Source organism: Chiayiivirga flava (assembly GCF_014202825.1).
Classification (GTDB): domain Bacteria; phylum Pseudomonadota; class Gammaproteobacteria; order Xanthomonadales; family Xanthomonadaceae; genus Chiayiivirga; species Chiayiivirga flava.
Genome location: NZ_JACHHP010000004.1, coordinates 348,952 through 368,826, shown reverse-complemented (window position 1 = coordinate 368,826; position 19,875 = coordinate 348,952). Strand labels below are relative to the sequence as shown.

General features: G+C 69.1%; 15 protein-coding genes. 6 read left to right on the top strand and 9 right to left on the bottom strand.

Annotated elements, in window-relative coordinates:
* Positions 1-140: 140 nt before the first annotated feature.
* Positions 141-2,963: a TonB-dependent receptor gene (locus tag HNQ52_RS12405; protein ID WP_343059356.1), complete on the bottom strand. Its 2,823-nt coding sequence runs from the start codon at positions 2,961-2,963 to the stop codon at positions 141-143.
* A gap of 413 nt (positions 2,964-3,376) precedes the next feature.
* On the opposite strand from HNQ52_RS12405, the gene HNQ52_RS12400 reads away from it, so the two are divergent.
* A complete protein-coding gene (locus tag HNQ52_RS12400) occupies positions 3,377-4,396 on the top strand; it encodes a sugar kinase (RefSeq protein WP_183961484.1) in 1,020 nt (339 codons plus the stop codon).
* Between the two features lie 28 nt (positions 4,397-4,424).
* On the opposite strand, the gene HNQ52_RS12395 is transcribed toward HNQ52_RS12400, so the two are convergent.
* The 8 genes from HNQ52_RS12395 to HNQ52_RS12355 form a co-directional block, all read right to left on the bottom strand.
* Complete coding sequence (locus tag HNQ52_RS12395) at positions 4,425-5,576, bottom strand: cupin domain-containing protein (protein WP_183961629.1); 1,152 nt, start codon at positions 5,574-5,576, stop codon at positions 4,425-4,427.
* Positions 5,577-5,580: 4 nt separating this feature from the next.
* A complete protein-coding gene (gene kduD, locus HNQ52_RS12390; RefSeq protein ID WP_183961483.1) occupies positions 5,581-6,339 on the bottom strand; it encodes a 2-dehydro-3-deoxy-D-gluconate 5-dehydrogenase KduD in 759 nt (252 codons plus the stop codon).
* 10 nt (positions 6,340-6,349) lie between these two features.
* Complete coding sequence (kduI, locus tag HNQ52_RS12385; protein WP_221282081.1) at positions 6,350-7,162, bottom strand: 5-dehydro-4-deoxy-D-glucuronate isomerase; 813 nt, start codon at positions 7,160-7,162, stop codon at positions 6,350-6,352.
* A 243-nt stretch (positions 7,163-7,405) separates the two neighbouring features.
* Positions 7,406-8,482 carry a LacI family DNA-binding transcriptional regulator gene (locus HNQ52_RS12375; protein ID WP_183961481.1) on the bottom strand — a complete coding sequence of 359 codons (1,077 nt, stop codon included), beginning with the start codon at positions 8,480-8,482 and terminating at the stop codon, positions 7,406-7,408.
* A gap of 79 nt (positions 8,483-8,561) precedes the next feature.
* Positions 8,562-9,842: a TRAP transporter large permease subunit gene (locus HNQ52_RS12370; protein ID WP_183961480.1), complete on the bottom strand. Its 1,281-nt coding sequence runs from the start codon at positions 9,840-9,842 to the stop codon at positions 8,562-8,564.
* A gap of 2 nt (positions 9,843-9,844) precedes the next feature.
* On the bottom strand, positions 9,845-10,342 hold the full coding sequence (locus HNQ52_RS12365; RefSeq protein WP_221282059.1) for a TRAP transporter small permease: 498 nt from the start codon (positions 10,340-10,342) through the stop codon (positions 9,845-9,847).
* Between the two features lie 70 nt (positions 10,343-10,412).
* Entirely contained in the window at positions 10,413-11,402 is a 990-nt protein-coding gene (locus HNQ52_RS12360; protein WP_183961479.1) for a TRAP transporter substrate-binding protein, read from the bottom strand.
* Positions 11,403-11,406: 4 nt separating this feature from the next.
* On the bottom strand, positions 11,407-12,228 hold the full coding sequence (locus HNQ52_RS12355) for a 2-keto-4-pentenoate hydratase (RefSeq protein WP_183961478.1): 822 nt from the start codon (positions 12,226-12,228) through the stop codon (positions 11,407-11,409).
* 167 nt (positions 12,229-12,395) lie between these two features.
* Between HNQ52_RS12355 and HNQ52_RS12350 the strand changes: the two genes are divergently transcribed.
* The 5 genes from HNQ52_RS12350 to HNQ52_RS12330 all read left to right on the top strand — a co-directional run bounded on the left by HNQ52_RS12350 (position 12,396) and on the right by HNQ52_RS12330 (position 19,806).
* The gene (locus HNQ52_RS12350) at positions 12,396-13,754 is read left to right on the top strand and encodes a pectate lyase family protein (RefSeq protein ID WP_183961477.1); all 1,359 of its coding nucleotides are present in this window, start codon (positions 12,396-12,398) and stop codon (positions 13,752-13,754) included.
* A gap of 157 nt (positions 13,755-13,911) precedes the next feature.
* Positions 13,912-14,274: a hypothetical protein gene (locus HNQ52_RS12345; RefSeq protein WP_183961476.1), complete on the top strand. Its 363-nt coding sequence runs from the start codon at positions 13,912-13,914 to the stop codon at positions 14,272-14,274.
* 54 nt (positions 14,275-14,328) lie between these two features.
* Positions 14,329-15,597 (top strand): TolC family protein, encoded by a 1,269-nt coding sequence (locus HNQ52_RS12340; protein WP_183961475.1) that lies wholly within the window; start codon positions 14,329-14,331, stop codon positions 15,595-15,597.
* The gene (locus tag HNQ52_RS12335; protein WP_183961641.1) at positions 15,594-16,622 is read left to right on the top strand and encodes an efflux RND transporter periplasmic adaptor subunit; all 1,029 of its coding nucleotides are present in this window, start codon (positions 15,594-15,596) and stop codon (positions 16,620-16,622) included. Before HNQ52_RS12340 ends, HNQ52_RS12335 begins: the two co-directional genes overlap by 4 nt.
* Before the next feature lie 4 nt (positions 16,623-16,626).
* Positions 16,627-19,806 (top strand): efflux RND transporter permease subunit, encoded by a 3,180-nt coding sequence (locus HNQ52_RS12330; RefSeq protein WP_183961474.1) that lies wholly within the window; start codon positions 16,627-16,629, stop codon positions 19,804-19,806.
* Positions 19,807-19,875: the final 69 nt, after the last annotated feature.

Genomic DNA, 19,875 nt, shown 5'->3' with positions numbered 1-19,875 from the left:
GGCGGGCACGGTAGCACGCGGCAGGAGGGCTTTCCACACGCGCCACGCGCTCATGCAAAAAGTCCGCGCGGCCTGCAATTGTTACAGGCCGCGCGGACGTCGGCGGGACGCGGGAGGACGCCCCGACACCGGCAACCCGATCAGTACTTGTAGCGGAATCCGAGCATGTATTGCCGCCCGGTGTGGTGGTACACGTTGACCCGGTCGCCGGTCGAGCTGACCCACTGGTCGTTGTATTCGTCGGTGAGGTTCAGGCCTTCGAACGTGAGCTCGAAGTTGTCGTTGAGACGGTATGACGCGGACAGGTCGACGTTGAGCGTGTTCTTGGTCCCTTCCACATCGTTGTTGTTGCGGCCGGGCACGGTGGTGAGGTAGTCGTCGCGATAGGCCGCCGAGACACGCGCGCCGAAGCGCTCGTTCTCGTAGTAGAGCGTCGCGTTGTAGGCGTTCTTGGACAGGCCGACCAGATCGGTGTTGAGCGATGCGGCACCGGCCGCGGTGAGGTACTGGATCTTCGAATCCACCCAGGTGTAGTTGAGGATGGCGCCGAAGCCGTCGACCGGCAGGAAGGTGAACGGCGTCTGCCAGCTCGCCTCGAAGCCCTTGAGCTCGCCGCCGGGCGTGTTGAGCGGAATGTTGAACTGGAAGTCGTCGTTGACGGTGGCGCCGGTGCCTTCGAGCAGGCTCGCCGGCAGGCCCGAGCTGCTGAACGGGCGGGTCTCGCGCGAGGTCTGCACGAAGCTTTCGATGTCCTTGTAGAACAGCGCGATACCGAGCAACGCCTCGTCCGCGTAGTACCACTCGAACGCGAGGTCGGCGGTCTTGGCGCGGAACGGATCGAGTGCGGGATTGCCGCCGTTCACCGTGCGCGCGCCGCCGCTCACGTTGACCGTGACGCCGGGCGTGAGGTTGCCCAGCCCCGGACGCGCCATGACCTTGGCGGCGCCGAACCGGATCAGGAAGTCGTCGGTGATCTGCGCGGTGAGGTTGAGCGAAGGCAGCGTGTCGTCGTAGTCGCGTTCGATGGTGGTCAGCACCGGCGAACCTGCCACCAGCGCGAAGCCGGTCGAGGTCTGTTCGGTTTCCACCTGGCGCACGCCGATGTTTCCGGCGATCGGGATCGCGCCCAGGTCCATCTCGAAGTCGGCCTGCAGGAACAGGCCCATGCTTTCCTCGATCACGCTGCGGTTGTTGCCGCGCACGCTCGCCACCGCGTCGGACAGCGCGAACGCACCTTCGTTGCTGTAGATCCGCAGCAGATCGTTGAAGGCATCGATGTCCGGGATCACCCAGCCGGTGTCGGTGCCGGCCGGCACGTCGGTGCCGTAGAGCGACACGAAGCGGGTCAGATCCGCGAGTGTCATGCCGTCCGGCAGCCCGGGCACGGCGGTCTCCGACGCGCGGCGCCGCTCGGTGCTTTCGAACGTGTATTTCTTCCACAGCACGCCGCCCTTGAAGCGCAACGCATCGCTGAAGTCCCATTCGCCGTCGAACCCGGCGGTCTCGAACTTGTTGGTGGCGGTCTGCGGGCGCAGGCGGATTTCCGACAGGCCGTTGGCGAACTCCCAGTTGGCCGGGTTCGTCACATCGAAGCCGTAATCGATCAGCGGCAGTCGATCGTCCCCGCGGTAGTCCCAGATCACGCCGTCGGTGTCGGCGCGATCGAGCGTGATCGTGGTCTGGATCGGGTTGTCGAGTTCGGACTCGGACGCGCCGAAGAGCGCGTTGAGCCGGAACGTGTCGCTCATCTCCTGTTCGACATCCAGGCTGAACTGCTTGAACGTGGTGGCGAGTTCGTCGTAGCGCGACTCGGAGCGCACATCGACATTGTCGAACACACCGTAGACCAGATTGCCATTCGCATCGACAACGCCGTCGCGCACGACGGTGGCGGGCTTGCCGTTCGCGCCGGTGCGGCTGAAGGAAATCGCTTCGAGGAAATCCTCGCTGCGCGTGGCGTCGAAATCGGCGTAAAGGCCGTCGAAGGTGATCAGCGTGGTGTCGGTCGGTTCGAACTGCAGCGACGCAGTGACGCCGAGGCGCTCCTGTTCGTGGCCGAGGATGCCGTAGCGCGGAATGCGCGGATGGAACGTCGACGGCAGCAGCGCGTCGGCAAACGGCGAGTCGGGCGAGAAGCCGCCGCTGCTCGCACCGTTGTCCCAGCGCACCGTGCTGTGGCCTTCCTCGATCAGGTTGCGCTTGGTGTAGGCCACCGAGAGCAGCGCGCCGATGCGGCCGTCGGCGAAGGTGTTGCTGATCAGCATCGCGCCGCGCGGATCGGTGTCCTCGGACAGATCGTTGTAGCCGGCCTGGGCGGAGGTGACGAAGGTGAAACCGTCGTAGTCGAACGGGCGCGCGGTGTCGAGATCGACGGTGGCGCCGAGCGAGCCTTCCTCCACGTCCGCCGACGCGGTCTTGCGCACGGTGAGGCTGTTGAACAGGTCGGAGGCGAACACGTTGAAGTCGAAGCCGCGGCCGCGATTGGCGCCGCCGGAACTGTCGGTGCCGCCGGCCGTGGTCAGTGCCTCCATGCCGTTGATGCGCACGCGGGTGAAATCCGGACCCAGGCCGCGCACCGAGATGTTGCGGCCCTCGCCCGCGTCGCGCGAGATCGAGACGCCGGGAATGCGCTGCAGCGACTCGGCCAGGTTCAGGTCCGGGAACTTGCCGATGTCCTCGGCGATGATGGCGTCGATCTGGCCGATCGACTCGCGCTTCTTGTCGAGCGCGCGCTCCAGGCTGGCGCGGTAGGTGACCACCACCTCGTCGAGCGTTTCGGCGTCCTCGCGCTGCGGGGTGTTCGGATCATCCTCGACCTGCGCCGCGGCAGCCTGCGCCAGCGCGGCGGCATCCGGAGCCGGCGTGGACTGGGCGCGGAGAACGGATGGGCCGTACAGCGCAAACGCCACGGCAGTCGACAACAGGGCCGGCGCGATGGACCGACGATGGATGGATGTGCTCACTTGGTTCCCCTCCCGTGGACGGACGCCGCAGTGCATGCCACGACGCTCCGATGGTTATCATGACACCGGTAGCAATTCAGCCCCAGACAAAATGACACCGGTGGAATACGAGGCTAGCAAACAGCGCGTTGCAGCAACAAGACCGGATTGCCGGCACCCGCCTGCGCGTCCGGACGCGACGCAACACCCTGTTTTCGAAAGGCTATTCTCGCTGCCCTTCCCTGACGGCAGCGCTTGCAGCCGGCCGAATGGTGGCTGCTGCATCGCAGCACCGTTGCTCCACCCGCCTCGGTCGTGGTCTGCGACGATGGTCGACCATCCCGCTGCCGCTGCCGCTCCCGACTCCCGACTCCCGACTCCCGACTCCCGACTCCCGACTCCCGACCCCCGACTCCCGACCCCGGACCGCACTGATGACCCACACCCTCGTCTGCTTCGGCGAACTGCTCCTGCGCCTGGGCGCCCCCGACCGCGAACTGCTGCTGCAGTCGCCGCGCTTCGATGTCCACGTCGGCGGCGCGGAGGCCAACGTCGCGATCTCGCTCGCGCGCCTGGGACACTCGGTCCGCATGGCGACCGTGCTGCCCGACAATCCGCTCGGCGACCACGCTCTGGGCGAACTGCGCCGGCACGGCGTCGACACGCGCGCGGTGCAGCGCGGTGACGGCCGCATGGGGCTGTACTTCCTCGCCACCGGCGCCGGCGTGCGGCCGAGCGAGGTGCTGTACGACCGCACCGGATCGGCGTTCGCGCGTGCCGCGCCCGACGCGATCGACTGGCAACACGCCCTCGACGGCGCGGATTGGCTGCATCTGTCGGGCGTGACCCCGGCGCTTGGATCGAACGGCGCGAAGGCAGCGCAACGCGCCGCCGATGCCGCGCGCGCGCGCGGCATGCAGGTGGTGTTCGACGGCAACTACCGCAGCCGCCTCTGGCAGGCGTGGGACGGCGACGCGCCGACGATCCTGCGCGGATTGCTCGGCTGCGCGGATCTTGCGTTTGCGGATCATCGCGACATCGCGGTGGTATTGGGTCACGAAGCCCACGGCAACACGCCGCGCGAGCGCTTCGTCTCCGCTGCGGCCGCCGCATTCGCGGCGCTCCCGCAACTGCAACGCATCGCAAGCACGGTGCGCGAACAGCACAGCGTCGACCACCACACGCTTTCCGCGTTGCTGTGCACGCGCGATGGCGATCTGGTCACCGCGCCCGCCTGCACGCTGACGTCCATCGTCGACCGCATCGGCGGCGGCGACGCCTTCGCCGCCGGCGTGATCCACGGCCTGCGCCGCAACATGACCGACGCGGACAGCCTGCACTTCGGACTGGCTGCCGCGTGTCTGAAGCATTCCATTCCGGGCGATTTCAATCGCGTGGCCGAAGCGGATGTGGCCGCGTTCGTTGCGGACGGCCGGCTCGACGTGCGGCGATGATGCGGGGCTCGCGCGACGTGCGCGGCGGCTACCGCGCCGTCGGCGCTTCGGGACGCGTCGCCGGATGCGGATAGGCGAGCAGGATCACCAGATCCTCGTCGCCGACCTGCCGGATCGCGTGCGTGCTGCCCGGACGCGTGAGCAGTGCGTCGCCCGCGCCCACGTCGTGCAGCGCACCGTCGAGGATGTACAGTCCGCGACCGGAGACGATGTAGTAGACCTCGTCCTTGTCGTGCTGGTGCAGGCCGATGCCCGCGCCGGCGTGCAGCACGCGCTTGCGCAGCGCGAACGGCAGGCCAGAGTCGCGGAAGAATGGATGTGCGGTCGTGATGCCGGCGCCGCCATGCGGGCCGGGCTGCTCGATGGCGATGTCGCGTTCGTGCTCGATTGCAGACGGCGCACGCTGCGCATCGCGATCGGCACGTGCAGTCGCACGCGCGCCGCAATCGGTATCGCGGACGACATGCGGGGCGAGGTGCGGATCCAGACGCTTCCACTCGTCGACGACGAAACACGCCACCGCCACCGCACCGTGCCGCTGGAAATGCGTGTCGTCCGCCTGCTGCTGCGCCGGCACGTGCATGTAGAACGGTTTCGAGGCCGCGTCGCCGAGTGCGCGCAGCCAGTCCATGCTGCGCGCCTGCAGATCGATCAGCGCCACCTTCTCGCGCCGCGCCAGCGCACGCACCGCATCGCCGTAGACGCCGTGCGTGTCGAGCAGCTGGCCGTGATCGAACACGCGGCGCGCCACCGGCGTGACGAGGATCGGCGTGGCGCCGCGCTCGCGCGCGAGCGTCACGTAGCGCAGCAGCCAACGCGCGAATGCCTCGCGCGGCTCGGTGTAGCGGGCCGAATCCTCGATCTTTTCGTCGTTGTGGCCGAACTGGATCAGCAGCACGTCGCCGGCGCGCAGCTCGGCGTCGATGCCGTCGAGCCAGCCCTGCTCGATGAAGCTGCGCGAACTGCGGCCGCTTTGCGCGTGGTTGCGCACCTCGTACGCGGCCGGATCGAGGAAGGTCTGCAGCACCTGGCCCCAGCCGGTGCGCGGCGCGCGTTCGGGGCCGTAGGTGCTCGCAGTCGAGTCGCCGGCGATGAACACGCGTGCGGGCGTGGCGCCGGACACATCCCGGCTGCAGATCCCGAGCAGCGCAATGCACAGGCCGGCACGCAGCACCCGCATCGGCTCAGCGCGCCAGCCAGCCACCGTCGACCGGCAGAACTGCGCCATGCACGTAGTCCGAGGCGTTCGACGACAGGAACACCGCAGCGCCGCCCAGATCCGCGGGTCTGCCCCAGCGCGCCGCCGGGATGCGGTCGAGGATGGCGCGATTGCGCGCCTCGTCGCTGCGCAGCGCGGTGGTGTTGTTGGTTTCGAAGTACCCCGGCGCGATCGCATTGACGTTGATGCCGCGCGCCGCCCATTCGTTTGCGAGCAGCCGCGTGAGGCCGAGGATGCCGTGTTTGCTCGCTGTGTACGACGCCACGCGGATGCCGCCCTGGAACGACAGCATCGAGGCGATGTTGATGATCTTGCCGCCGCGATCGGCCTCCACCCACGTGCGCGCCACCGCCTGCGAGAGGAAAAACGCGGTCTTGAGGTTCACGCCCATGACCGCGTCCCAGTCGTCCTCGGTGAACTCCAGCGCATCGTTGCGGCGGATGGTGCCGGCGTTGTTGACGAGGATGTCGATGCCGCCGAACGCGCGTGCTGCCTCCGCGACGGCGGCGGACACGGGCGCTGTCGTGTCGAGCGCGGCGTCGACGAACGCGAAGCGGCGTCCGGCTGCCTGCACCGCAGCCTCGGTCTCCACCGGCACGCTGCGCCCCATCGCCACGATGTCGGCACCGGCCTGCGCCAGCGCCAGGGCGATGCCCTGCCCCAGCCCGGTGTTGGCGCCGGTGACCAGCGCCACGCGGCCGCCGAGATCGAACGGTGATGTCATGGCGGCAGGCCTACTTGAGCTGGCAGATGTCGAGCACGTGCATATCGGTGTAGTCGAGGTTCTCGCCACCCATCGCCCAGATGAAGCAGTAGTTGCTCGTGCCAGACCCCATGTGGATCGACCACGGCGGCGAGGCCACCGCTTCGTCGTTGGCAACGACGATGTGGCGCATGTCCTCGGGCTGCCCCATGAAATGCATCACGCGGTCGTTTTCGCCCAGATCGAAGTAGAAGTAGATCTCCGAACGCCGGTCGTGCAGATGCGGCGGCATCGTGTTCCAGACGCTGCCGGTCTTGAGGATCGTGAGGCCGAGCAGCAGCTGCGACGATTTGCACGTGGCCGGCACGATGTACTGGTAGATCGTGCGCTCGTTCGACGTTTCCAGGGCGCCGCGCTCCAGCGGCACGGCCTGTTCGATGGAAATGTGTTTCGCCTCGAAACGCGCGTGCGCCGGCGTGGAGGCGAGGTAGAACCTGGCGGGGCTGGCTGCGTCGTTCGATGCGAACCGCACCTGCGCGCTGCCCATCGGCACGTACAGCCCGTCCTTCGGCGCCAGCGTGTAGTCCGTGCCATCGACGGTCACCGTGCCGGCACCTGCACCGACGTTGACCACGCCGAGCTCGCGCCGCTCGAGGAACGGCTTGCCGGCAGCCGACGCGGGTTCGGTTTGCGTGGGCAGATCGACCGGTGCCGCCAACGGTGCCGCGCCGCCGATGACGAAGCGTTCGTAGTGCGTGTAGTTCAGCACCACGCGATCGGGCACGAACAGATCGCCGATCAGATAGCGATCGCGCAGCTGCGCGTTGCTGGCGCCGGCCATCATGTCGGGGTGGGTGGCGTGGTAGGTCTTGGCGTACACGGCAGTTCCTGTATTGGCGCGACGGCTGGCTGCATTCGCCGCTCGCGGTCCTGAATCATACCGCTCCGACGGCTAAATGGTAACCGGTGTCATGCGCACGCAGATTGTCGCCGCACACGCGCTGTCGCTCGGCGCCACCGTGGTCACCGACAACACGCGCGCGTTTGCCCGCGAGCCAGGCCTCGCGCTCGAAAACTGGCTGCAACGCTAGCGGCGTTCCGCCACCGGCGGCTGGCACGACTCCCGGATCACCAGATGCGGCGTCACCAGCGGCGGCGTCTGCTTGCGGTTTTCCTCGCGCTGCAGCAGCTGCGCGGCGAGCATGCCCATCTCGCGGATCGGCAGGCGCACGGTGGTGAGCGACGGCCACAGGCGCGAGGCGAGCGGGCTGTCGTCGAAGCCGACCACGGACAGATCTTCCGGAATGCGCAGGCCGAGCCTGAACGCGGCCTTGCACACGCCGGCCGCCATTTCATCGTTGAGCGCGAAGATGGCCGTGGGTCGCGGAGTCAGTGCGAGCAGTCGCTCGGCGCAGGCGACGCCGGATTCGAAGGTGTAGCCGCCTTCCACCACGTGATCGGCGCCGAGTTCGACGCCGCGCGCGCGCAGCGCTTCGAGAAAACCGCCGCCGCGTTCGCGTGCGGAGAGATACCGCGTCGGCCCGGTGATGAGGCCGATGTTGCGGTGGCCGAGCGAGTCGAGGTACTTGGCCACTTCCACCGCGCCGTCGCGATCGTTGGTGGTGATCATGCGCCACGGCTCGTCGAGCGACACCGCCGCGATGCGCGCGTAGCGGCAGCCGATCTCGCGCAGCATGTCCACCAGCGCCTCGTCCTCGGACACGCGCGGCACGAGGAACACGCCCGCCAGCCGATGCTGCAGCACGAAGCGCCGCACGCCGGCGATGTAGTCCGCGCTCTTGCTGTCGCACGGATGCACCACGAGCTCGTAGCCGCTGCCGCGCAGGCCGTCGAGTGCGCCGTTCTGCATGTTGACGATGTACTGCGCGTTCGGGTTGTCCGACACCATGCCGATCAGGAACGACTTGCGGAACGCGAGCCCGCGCGCCATCGGATCGGGCACGTAGCCGACCTTCTCCATCAGCGCCTCGACCTTCTCGCGCGTGTCCGGCCGCACCAGCGGCGAGCGGTTGATCACGCGCGACACGGTTTTCTTCGATACGCCCGCGAGGCGCGCGATGTCGTTGATGGTGGACGCGCCGCCATCCGCGGCGGGCGGGTCGGCGGTGTCGCTGGCGGCAGTGCGCGGTCGGCGGGTGGTCATGCGGCGGCGAATGGACGGACGGACAGGCAGTGTGCCGGATTCGACGCAATCTGACACCGGTGGCGCGACACCGCGGGCGCTATCTGAGGACCGCAGGCAACCACAGCGACAGCGCCGGGACAAACGCCACCAGCAGCAGCACCGCGAGCGCGGCAAGGTAGAACGGCCAGATGGTCCGCAGCGCCTGCGTGACCGGAATTCGGCCGATGGCCGCGCCGACGAACAGCACGGATCCGACCGGCGGCGTGATCAACCCGATGCCGCCGGTGAGGATCAGCACCACGCCGAAGTGGATCGGATCGATGCCGAACGCGCGCGCCACCGGCAGGAAGATCGGCGTGCAGATCAGGATCAGCGGTGCGAGGTCCATGAACGTGCCGAGCACCAGCAGGAACACCACGATCATCGCCAGCACGGCGTAACGGTCGTGCGCCACCGCGCGCAGCAGGTCCACCGCCGCGGCCGGCACTTCGAGATAGGCCAGCAGCCAGCCGAACGTGGAGGCGGTGGCGATCACGAACAGGATCACGCCGGTGGTGCGCGTGGCGCCGGCCACGGCGTGCAGGAACTCGCGCCAGGCCAGAGCGCGATACACGAGCGCGGTCACGAGCAGCGCGTACACCACCGCGATGGCGGCACTCTCCACCGCGGTGAAGATGCCGGCACGGATGCCGACGAAGATGAGGGCCACCAGCGCCAGGCCCGGTGCCGCGCCGACAAGCCGCACCAGCACCGCACGCACGCCCGGAAATGCCTCCACCGCGTAGCCGCGCCTGCGCGCGATGAGCCAGCCGGCCAGCATCAGCGTCACGGTCATGAGCAGCGCGGGCACCACGCCGGCGGCGAACAGATCGGCGATCGAGAGCCCGCCGCCGGCGGCCGCGGAATACAGGATCAGGTTGTGCGACGGCGGCACCAGCAGTGCCACCAGCGCGGCGGACACGCTCACGTTGACGGCAAAATCGCGATCGAATCCACGTTTGACCATCTGCGGGATCATCGCGCCGCCGACCGCCGACACGTCCGCGATGGCCGAGCCCGAGACGCCGCCGAAAAACAGGTTCGCCAGCACGTTCACCTGCCCCAGCCCGCCGCGCACATGCCCCACCAGCGCCGACGCGAGCCCGATCAGGCGTTCGGAAATCCCGCCGCGCAACATCAGCTCGCCGGTGAAGATGAAGAGCGGAATCGCGATGAGCGACACCGAGCCCGCGCCCGCGGCCGTTTGCAGCACCACCACGATCGACGGCAGATCGAGAAACAGCACGGTGACCAGCGACGCGGCGAACAACGCGAACGCGACGGGCACGCCGACCAGAAGCAGCAATGCGAACACGCCGAACAGCAGGGCGACGGCCACGCTCAGCCCTCCGCCGGCGCGCGCAGCACGGTGACGACGCGCTCCAGCGCGAACAGCGCCATCAGGCCGCCGCCGAGCGACAGCGGCACATACAGCATTCCCTGCGGCAGTTGCGTGCCCGGCATCGCCACGGTCCAGTCGCCTGCCGCCAGTTGCGCGCCGCACACCAGCAACAATCCGCCGATCCCCGCCGCGACCAGCGCCGCGAAGGCCTGCAGCACGCGCTGCGCCCGCGGCGGCAGCGCGTGCAGCAGCACGAAGAATCCGAAGTGCGCGTTGCCGCGCACGCCGGCGGCGGCGGCAAACATCATCGCCGTGCTCAGCAGCAGCAGCGTCACGGGCTCGGTCCAGCCGGGCGAATCGTTGAGGACGTAACGCGTGAACACCTGCCACAGCTGCACCAGCGCGATGCACAGCAGCGCGGTGCCGGCAATCACCGTGCAGGCCAGCGCCAGATGCGCCATGGCGCCACGCGGACGTTCGAAGTCTTCTTGCAACATGCCTGCCTCCAGACGGTGGCGACGCGCGGACGCGACGCGGAATGTGGTGGGTCTGCGCGCGTGTTGCGCGTCAGGCCAGAGCGCGGATCCGGCGGTGCAGTCGCAGAAGGTCCGGGTCGGCCAGCGCGCGCGTGCGCACCGGCTCGGCCGCGGCGTGGAAGGCCGGCAGGTCCACGTCGTTGAACGCAACGCCGCCCGCGGCCATGCGCTCGCGCGAGGTGGCTTCGGCCTCGTCCCACAGCCGACGCATGACCGCCACGGACGCCTGCGCCGTGGCAAGCAGCAGCTCGCGCTGCGACGCGGGCAAGCCCTCGAAGCTGCGCCGCGACATGAGCAGGGCTTCGGGCGAGAACGCATGCTGCGTGTTGGACCAATAACGCGCCACCTCGAACTGCCGACTCGAATCGAAGCCGCGGATGTTGTTTTCCGCGCCGTCGATCATGTGCGTCTGCATCGCGGAAAACGCTTCGCCGAACCCGAGCGGCGTCGGATTGGCGCCGAACGCACGCACCATCGCCATGAAGATGTCCGACGGCGGCACGCGCAGCTTGAGGCCGTGCATGTCGGCCGGCGTGTGGATCGGCCGACGCACGTTGTAGAACGAGCGCAGACCGGCGTCGTAGAACGCGAGCCCCACGAGATCGCGCGCGGCGAAGGCATCGAGAATTTCGCGCCCGGGTGCGCCGTCCACCGCGCGGCGCATGTGCGCCACGCTGTCGAATTCGTACGGCAGGCACAGGATGCGCGTGATCGGAAACGGATTGTTCAGCGTGCCCATGTTGACGCGCGTGATGTCGAGCGCGCCGTGGCGGGCGAGCGTCACCGTGTCGCTTTCGCGGCCGAGCTGACCGGCATGGTAGGTGCGGATGGACAACGCGCCGCCGGTCTGACGTTCGAGTTCGTCGGACATCCAGCGCACCGCCGCCACGGTGGGGTAGCCGGCCGGATGCATGTCGGCGGCGGTCAGCACGCGGCCGGGCGCCGCGGCACGCAGCGCGGCGCTGGCGGACATGCCGGCGGCGGCCGAGGTTTGCAGGAACGTGCGTCGGCTCAAGGTCATCGTGTCATCCCTCCGCGGGCGTGCGCGCCACCGCGTGGCAGTGCAGACGGCCGTCGATGCCGAAATCCACCCACGCCGATTGCCCCGCGACGATATCGTGGATGCCGGTGGCCGCCCCGGTGGTAACGAGATCGCCGGCGCGCAGCGGACGCCCGCGCCGCGCGTTGCGCGCCAGCGCGAACGCCAGCGCGCCCATCGGCCCGCCGGACAGCGTCATCGCACCGCCGCGGCCGACGATGCGATCGTCGATCGCGCAGTCGCACGCCATCGACGTCAGCGCGCGCGTGCGCCAGCCCTCGATCTCGGGCCCGAGGATCAGGCCCGCGTTGTTGCCAAAATCCGGCACCACCGCACGCGGCCCGATCACGTTGATGCTCGCCAGCGGACTGCCCGCGGTCTCGATGCCGGTGTGCAGGGCCGCGGTCAGTTCGGCCGCCTCGTCGGCGCTCCAGTGGAGCTTCTCGGGGGGGGCGTCGAATGCCAGGCGCGCAACGTACTCGGCCTCCACCGCCGCAAAGCCGCCGACGAAGACCGGAAACGCGGTGCTGTCCGAGGCCATCCACAGGCCGCCGGCGAACACCGGACCCACGATGCGCTCGTCGCCGGACGCATCGCGCCGCTCGGGCGCCACGTAGCCCACCTTCCATCCGACCACGCGATCGGGGAAGCGTGCGATCGCGGCATCCTGGATCCGGTAGGCACTCTCCAGATCATCTGGCAATTCACCGGGAAAATCGCTCAACGCGCGCGCTTCCAGCCTCGCCGCGACAAAACGCGCGGCGATCGCCGCCGCCGCATCCTTCCCCTGGATGGTGTCCGTGCTCACCCGTCTCCCGCCCTCTCGGCCGTTGTTCGCAGTCGCCGATGCGGCGCTGTCCCTTGGTCCGGACCGTGTCGACTGGTATAAGGGAAACCGGTGTCATTTACAATACGCAGCGCCGCAGAGAGCATGAAGACTCCGCGCGGGCGTCGCATCGAGGGAGGGAAAACCGCATGTCCGACTCCACGCACGCAGCGCCGTCGCCTGCCCGTCCACGGTGGCGCCTGGCCCTTGCCGCCGCGCTGCTGCTGTCCGCCACGAGCGCCGGTGCCGACGCCGAATCCGCCCCGCTCGCCTTCCCGGGCGCGCAGGGCTGGGCCGCGACCACGCCGGGCGGGCGCGGCGGCGCGGTGCTGCGCGTGACCACGCTTGCGCCCACGGGCCCCGGCTCGCTGCTCGACGCGCTGGCGACCCGCGGCCCACGCACCGTCGTGTTCGAGGTCGGCGGCGTCATCGATCTGGCCCAGACGCAGGTACGGATCACCGAGCCCTATCTCACCATCGCCGGCCAGACCGCGCCCTACCCCGGCATCACGCTCATCCGCGGCGGCATCGACATCGCCACGCACGACGTGGTGATCCGTCACCTGCGCGTGCGCCCGGGCGACTTGGGCCTGCCCAAACGCGCCGGCGTGGACTTCGATGCGATCTCGCTCGTCGGCGGCCGCGACATCGTCATCGACCACAACACGCTCACCTGGGCCACGGACGAAAACCTGTCCGCCTCCGGGCCGCGCTTCGTCGACGGCGGCCGCACGCCGGCGGACTACCGCGCCGGCACCTCGCACCGCGTGACCTTCAGCAACAACATCATCGCCGAGGGCCTGGCCGACTCGACGCACGGCAAGGGCGAGCATTCGAAAGGCTCGCTGATCCACGACAACGTGCGCGACATCCTCATCGTGGGCAACCTCTACGCGCACAACCACGAGCGCAACCCGCTGTTCAAGGGCGCGGTGCACGGGCACGTGATCAACAATCTCATCTACAACCCCGGCCAGCGCGCGGTGCACTACAACCTCATCGCCGAGGAGTGGCTCGGGCACGAGTACGACACCGGCCGCATGGTGCTGCGTGGCAACGTGCTGCGCGCCGGGCCGTCCACCGAAACCCTCGCACTGTTCATGATCGGCGGTTCCGGCGACATGGAGCTGTTTGCCGACGACAATCTTGCCGTCGACCGCATCGGCAACCCGCTGCCGCCGCTCGGCCGCTACACCACCACGCCGGTGCGCATCGTCGCACTGGCCCGGGCACCCGCGCTGCCGCCCGGCGTCACCCTGCTGCCCGCCACGGCGGTGCAGGACGCGGTGATCGCGAACGTCGGCGCGCGCACCTGGGATCGCGACGACATCGACCGGCGCATCGTCGCCGACACGATCGAAGGCCGCGGCGCGATCATCGACAGCCAGCAGCAGGTCGGCGGCTACCCGGCGTATCCCGAAACCCGCCAGCCGTTCGTGGAGGCGGACTGGGACATGGACACGATGGAACCGCGCAAACCGCTGCCACGGCGTGCGCCGTTGCGGTGAGCGTGCCTGCGCGGCGACCGGGCGCCGACGTGCACCGCGCGGGCCGCGCCCACGCCCGGGAGTCACGGCAGAAACCCGGTCGACCCAGTTCGCTCGACCTGGAGCGCCGCCCGGGCCGTGATGGTGTTACACCGCCTCTGCTCGGTAGCCTTGCACCGTGAGCTGGTCGCATTCCTCCTTCGTCAACGTCGTCGCTGCCCTGTGCGTGGGCCTGGCCGTGCTGTGCGCCATCACCGGCCCGGTGTTCGCGACGATGCAGGAGCTGCACGAGATGTCGCACGGGGTGCCGCATGGTGCCTCCGACGAGGCCATCGCCGAGGCAGTGGACTCGGCGGAACCGTCCGATGCCGGAATGGAAGGCGTGTACCACGCTCCCCATTGCTGCCTGCATGCGGTCCTGCTGCCCGAGCCCGTGTCGGTCGAAGGCCAGGCAATGCCCCAGGCGCCTCCCGGATTCGTGCCGCCCAGGGAGCACCTCACCTCGCTGTCGCGCGCCTTGCGCCCGCCCATCTCTGCCTGAGCTGACCCTCGTCGGGGCTTCGGCCCTTGGCCGTCATTTCAGTGGAGAACACCCATGCTTTTGCGTCCTACGACGCGGGCAGCCGTGTGGGCTGGCCTGCTCGCGTCCTGTGTTGCGTCGGCGCAGTCGCCGGCGACCTTGCGCCTTGAAGATGCCTTCGAGCGCACCCTGTCTTCCCATCCCTCCCTGCAACGCTTCGCGTTGCAGCAGGATGCCCTGCGCGCCGAAGCGCTGACCGCGGCTCAGCGCCCCCCGCTGGTGGTGGGCGCCAGCCTCGAAAATGCCCTCGGCACCGGCGACACCGGCGGCCTGGGGGGCGCCGAGCTGTCGGTCACGGTCGGATCCTCGTTCGAGCCCCGTGCCAGGCGCCAGGCGCGCGTGGCCGTGGTGGACGCCCGCGTGGCCGCCGTCGACGTCCAGATCGAGGCCGAGCGCCTGGATCTGCTGGCGGGGGTGGCTAGGCGGTTCGTGGAGGCTGCCGCGGCCCAAACCGAGGTGGAGGCACTGCGCACCCACGTCGCCCAGCGCCAGGCTACCGTCGAGGCGGCCGCCAGGCGCGTGCGCGCCGGGGCCTCGCCCCAGTCCGTCCAGCTGACGGCCGCAGCCGCGCTGGCGCGCGCCGAGCTTGAACTGGACCGCGCCCGGGTGACCGCCCGCGCGGCCCGCCGCACGCTGGCCCTGTCGTGGGGCGAGCGGGATCCGGGCTTCGATCGGGTGGCCACCGACCTGCTGCGATTGCCGGTCCTTCCGTCGTTCGCCGAGCTGGCTCGGTTGCTCGAACGCACGCCGGAGCTTCGCAAGTTCGCGTCCGAGACGCGGGTGCGCGAGGCACGCGTCCAGTTGGCCCGGACCCAGTCGCGGCCGGACGTCGCCTGGGAGGCGGGGGTGCGCCGGCTGCAGGACACCGGTGACACGGCCTTCCTGGGCAGCGTGTCGATTGCCCTGGGCAGCCAGGCACGGGCGGCCCCCGGGATTCGGTCGGCCGAGGCGGAACTCGAGGCCCTGGCCTTCGAGCGCGACGCAGGCGCGTTGATGCTGTACGCCACCCTGGCCGAGGCCTCGGGGCGTGCGGAAGTCGAGGCGCTGGCCGTGCAGCGGGCCGAGTCCACCATCCTGCCGGCGCTGTCGAAGGCCGAAGCCAGCGCCCGGTCGGCCTATCAGGCCGGCGCGCTCACCTACCTCGAATGGGCCCAACTGCAGGCCGACTGGCTCGCCGCCCGGCGCGACCAGATTGCCGCCGCCCGCTCCACCCACCTTGCCCTCATCGAAATCCAGCGTCTGACGGCCACGCCCGTCGGGGCCTGGCAGGAGTCCACCCCATGACCTTCCGGTTGATCCTTGCCCTGCTGCTCGCGTCGGGCCTGACGGCCTGCGGCGGCGACGCCAACCCGCCTGCGCCCCGGGCCGACCACCACGGCCATGAAGCGGCCGATGCGGATGATCCTGGCGAAGAAAACAACCACGGCGACGAGGACGCCGGGCACGCGCATGAGAAGGTCGGGGACGACCACGGCGACGAACACGGAGCGGACACCGAAGCCACCATCATCAAGGCCGACATCGCCCGGCGCTACGGCATCGTGGTCGCGCCGGCGGGCCCTGGCGTCATCCGCGACGAGCATGAGGTGCAAGGCTTGCTGACCACGGCCGAAGGTCGGCATGCGCGCGTCGTGGCCCGCTTTCCGGGCCCCGTCACCGCCGTGCGCGTGGGCGTGGGCGACACCGTCTCGCGTGGCCAGGCCCTGGCCACGGTCGAGAGCAACATCAGCCTGTCGGCGTACACCGTCACTGCGCCGATTGCAGGCACGGTGCTGTCGCGCTCGGCCAGCGTGGGCGATCTGGCCGGTGAGCAGCCGTTGTTCGAAGTCGCGGACCTGTCGACGCTGTGGGTGGACCTGCACCTGTTCGGCTCGGACGCCCAGCACATCACCCCGGGTCTTCCGGTCGAGGTCACGCGCCTGAGCGACGGCGTCGCGGTGCAGACCAGGCTCGACCGCGTGTTGCCCGGCACGGCGACGGCCAGCCAGAGCACCGTGGCGCGCGCCACGATCGCCAACACCGACGGCCGCTGGCGACCCGGGGCCGCCGTACGCGCTCGGGTGACGGTGGCCGAAACCCCGGTGGCGTTGCGCGTGCCGCTCACCGCATTGCAACGGGCCGACGGCCGCGATGTGGTGTACGTGCAGGAAGGCGAACGCTACGAACGCCGATCGGTGACCCCGGGAGCGCGCGATGGGACCCACGCGGAACTCACGCAGGGCGTGAGCGCCGGCGAGTCTGTCGTGGTCGAGCAAAGCTACCTGGTCAAGGCCGACATCGAAAAGTCGGCCGCGAGCCACGAGCACTGATGCCATGCTCGAACGACTGATACGCCTTGCCATCGCGCACCGCTGGCTGACGCTGCTCCTCACCCTCGCGCTGATGGCACTGGGAACATGGAGCTTCACGAAGCTGCCGATCGATGCGACCCCGGACATCACTAATGTCCAGGTTCAAATCAACACCGAAGCGCCCGGATACTCGCCGCTGGAGGCCGAGCAACGGGTGACGTTCCCCGTCGAGACGGCACTGGCCGGCCTGTCCGGGCTCGACCACACCCGGTCGCTGTCGCGCTACGGGTTGTCGCAGGTCACCGTCGTGTTCGAAGACGGCACCGACATCTACTTTGCCCGTCAACAGGTCGCCGAGCGGTTGCAGCAGGCCCGCGCACAACTGCCCGATGGACTCGAACCCGACATGGGTCCGGTCACCACGGGACTGGGCGAGATCTACATGTACACGGTCGACGCCGACGAGGGCGCGACGAAACCCGACGGCACGCCGTGGACCGCGACCGACCTGCGCACCTTGCAGGACTGGGTGGTGCGACCGCAGTTGCGCAACACGCCGGGCGTGACCGAGGTCAACACCATCGGCGGTTTCGAGCGACAGATCCACATCACGCCCGATCCCGCCATGCTGGTCGCCTACGGCTTCACCATGCACGATGTGGTCGCCGCCATCTCGCTCAACAACCAGAACCTGGGCGCGGGCTACATCGAGCGCAACGGCCAGCAATACCTGGTGCGCGTACCGGGCCAGATCGCCGACCTGGATGCCATCGGCCGCATCGTGCTGGACCGCCGTGACGGCGTGCCCATTCGCGTGCGCGACGTCGCCGGGATCGGGGAGGGTCCGGAACTGCGCACCGGTGCCGCCACCCAGAACGGCGAAGAAGTCGTGCTGGGCACCGTCTTCATGCTCATCGGCGAGAACAGCCGCGCCGTGTCCCGGGCCAGTGGCGCCAAGCTGGCCGACATCAACCGCAGCCTGCCCGAGGGCGTGCGCGCCACGCCGGTGTACGACCGCACCTTGCTCGTCGACCGCACCATCGCCACGGTGTCGAAGAACCTGATCGAAGGTGCGCTGCTCGTCATCGTGGTGCTGCTGGTGTTGCTGGGCAACTTCCGGGCCGCCCTCATCACTGCGGCCGTCATTCCGATCGCGATGCTGATGACCATCACCGGCATGCTGCGCGGCGGGGTGTCCGGCAACCTCATGAGCCTGGGCGCGCTCGACTTCGGGCTCATCGTCGACGGTGCCGTCATCATCATCGAGAACTGCCTGCGGCGTTTCGGCGAACGCCAGCATGCGCTGGGCCGCGTGCTCACGCGCGAGGAACGGTTCGAACTGACCGCCACGGCCACGGCCGAGGTCATCCGACCCAGCCTGTTCGGTGTGGCCATCATCACGGCCGTGTACCTGCCCGTGTTCGCCCTGACGGGCATCGAGGGCAAGATGTTCCACCCCATGGCCTTCACCGTGGTGCTGGCCTTGACGGCGGCGATGGTCTTGTCGCTGACCTTCGTGCCCGCCGCGATCGCGGTGTTTCTGGGCGGAAAGGTGCAGGAGAAGGACAGCGTGGTGGTGCGCGCGGCGCGGCGTGTCTACCAGCCCGCCCTGGCCACGGTGCTGCGCCTGCGGGTGCCGATCGTGCTGGCGGCTGCCGTGTTGGTGGTCGGCGTGGGAGTGCTGGCCACGCGCCTGGGGTCGGAGTTCATCCCCAGCCTCGACGAGGGCGACGTGGCAATGCACGCCATGCGCATTCCAGGCACCGGCCTTGCGCAATCGGTGGCGATGCAACAGGGCATCGAGACACGGCTGTCGGCATTGCCGCAGGTCGAGCGGGTGTTCTCGAAGATCGGCACGCCGGAGGTGGCGACGGACCCCATGCCGCCATCGGTGGCCGACACCTTCATCATGCTCAAACCGCGCGAGGACTGGCCCGAGCCGCGCAAGCCCAAGGCCGACCTGCTGGCCGAGATTGAAGCTGCCGCGCGCGAGGTGCCTGGCAACAACTACGAGTTCACCCAGCCCATCCAGATGCGCATGAACGAACTCATCTCGGGCGTGCGTGCCGACGTTGCCATCAAGCTCTACGGCGATGATCTGGATGTCTTGAACCGTGTCGGTTCGCGTATCGAGGCTGTGGCGAAGACCGTTGACGGAGCCGCCGATGTGCGGCTCGAAGAAACCACCGGCCTGCCCTGGCTCACCATCACGCCCAACCCCGCCGGGCTGGAACGCCACGGCTTGAACCAGGTGGCGGTGCAAGAAGCCATCGGGGTCGCCGTCGGTGGCGAGACCGCAGGCCAGTTGTACGAGGGCGACCGCCGGTTCGACCTGGTGGTGCGGCTGGGCGAAGAGGTGCGCAGCGACCCCGCGCGCCTGGCGGACCTGCCCATTCCATTGCCATCCTCGGCCACCGGCACGGACGAGACCAGCCGCGGTGCGAACTGGACCAGCGGCGCGCCGGCCGTCGTCCCATTGCGGGAATTGGCCACCATCGAGGCGGTCGAAGGCCCCAACCAGATCAACCGCGAGAACGGCAAGCGGCGCATCGTCATCACCGCCAACGTGCGCGACCGTGACCTGGGCTCCTTCGTCGCCGAGCTGCGCCGGGCAATCGAAACCCAAGTCGATGTGCCGGCCGGCTACTGGGTCGACTACGGCGGCACCTTCGAGCAGCTCATCAACGCCGGCCAACGGCTGTCGGTGGTGGTGCCGGTGACCTTGGTGGCCATCTTCGGCCTGCTCTTCATGGCGTTCGGTTCGGGCCGCGATGCGGTGGTGATTTTCAGCGGTGTGCCGTTGGCGTTGACGGGCGGCGTGCTGGCGCTGTGGTTGCGCGACATGCCCTTGTCGATCTCTGCGGGTGTCGGCTTCATCGCACTGTCGGGCGTGGCGGTGCTCAACGGCGTGGTGATGCTGGCCTTCATCCGGAAACTGCGCGAAGACGGCCTGGGAGTGGACGAGGCGATTCGCGGCGGCGCACTCGGCCGACTGCGTCCGGTGTTGATGACGGCGCTGGTGGCGTCCCTGGGCTTCGTGCCGATGGCGTTCAATGTCGGTGCGGGCGCCGAAGTGCAGCGGCCGCTGGCCACCGTCGTCATCGGCGGCATCGCCTCCTCCACCTTGCTCACGCTCCTGGTGCTGCCGGCGTTCTATCGCCTGCTGCATCGGGAGAACCCGTTACGACCGGAGGCCGTGTGATGGGTGGTGCGTGTTGCGGCAGGCCAAGCACCGGCCGTTGGACGCAGGTCGATGCCGGGCGCCGCTCAT

Excerpts from the sequence above, each read along its gene's own strand:
- HNQ52_RS12400 (WP_183961484.1), top strand. The coding sequence starts at position 3,377 with ATGACCCACACCCTCGTCTGCTTCGGCGAACTGCTCCTGCGCCTGGGC.
- HNQ52_RS12395 (WP_183961629.1), bottom strand. The coding sequence starts at position 5,576 with ATGCGGGTGCTGCGTGCCGGCCTGTGCATTGCGCTGCTCGGGATCTGC.
- kduD (WP_183961483.1), bottom strand. The coding sequence starts at position 6,339 with ATGACATCACCGTTCGATCTCGGCGGCCGCGTGGCGCTGGTCACCGGC.
- kduI (WP_221282081.1), bottom strand. The coding sequence starts at position 7,162 with ATGATGGCCGGCGCCAGCAACGCGCAGCTGCGCGATCGCTATCTGATC.
- HNQ52_RS12375 (WP_183961481.1), bottom strand. The coding sequence starts at position 8,482 with ATGACCACCCGCCGACCGCGCACTGCCGCCAGCGACACCGCCGACCCG.
- HNQ52_RS12365 (WP_221282059.1), bottom strand. The coding sequence starts at position 10,342 with ATGTTGCAAGAAGACTTCGAACGTCCGCGTGGCGCCATGGCGCATCTG.
- HNQ52_RS12360 (WP_183961479.1), bottom strand. The coding sequence starts at position 11,402 with ATGACCTTGAGCCGACGCACGTTCCTGCAAACCTCGGCCGCCGCCGGC.
- HNQ52_RS12350 (WP_183961477.1), top strand. The coding sequence starts at position 12,396 with ATGTCCGACTCCACGCACGCAGCGCCGTCGCCTGCCCGTCCACGGTGG.
- HNQ52_RS12340 (WP_183961475.1), top strand. The coding sequence starts at position 14,329 with ATGCTTTTGCGTCCTACGACGCGGGCAGCCGTGTGGGCTGGCCTGCTC.
- HNQ52_RS12335 (WP_183961641.1), top strand. The coding sequence starts at position 15,594 with ATGACCTTCCGGTTGATCCTTGCCCTGCTGCTCGCGTCGGGCCTGACG.
- HNQ52_RS12330 (WP_183961474.1), top strand. The coding sequence starts at position 16,627 with ATGCTCGAACGACTGATACGCCTTGCCATCGCGCACCGCTGGCTGACG.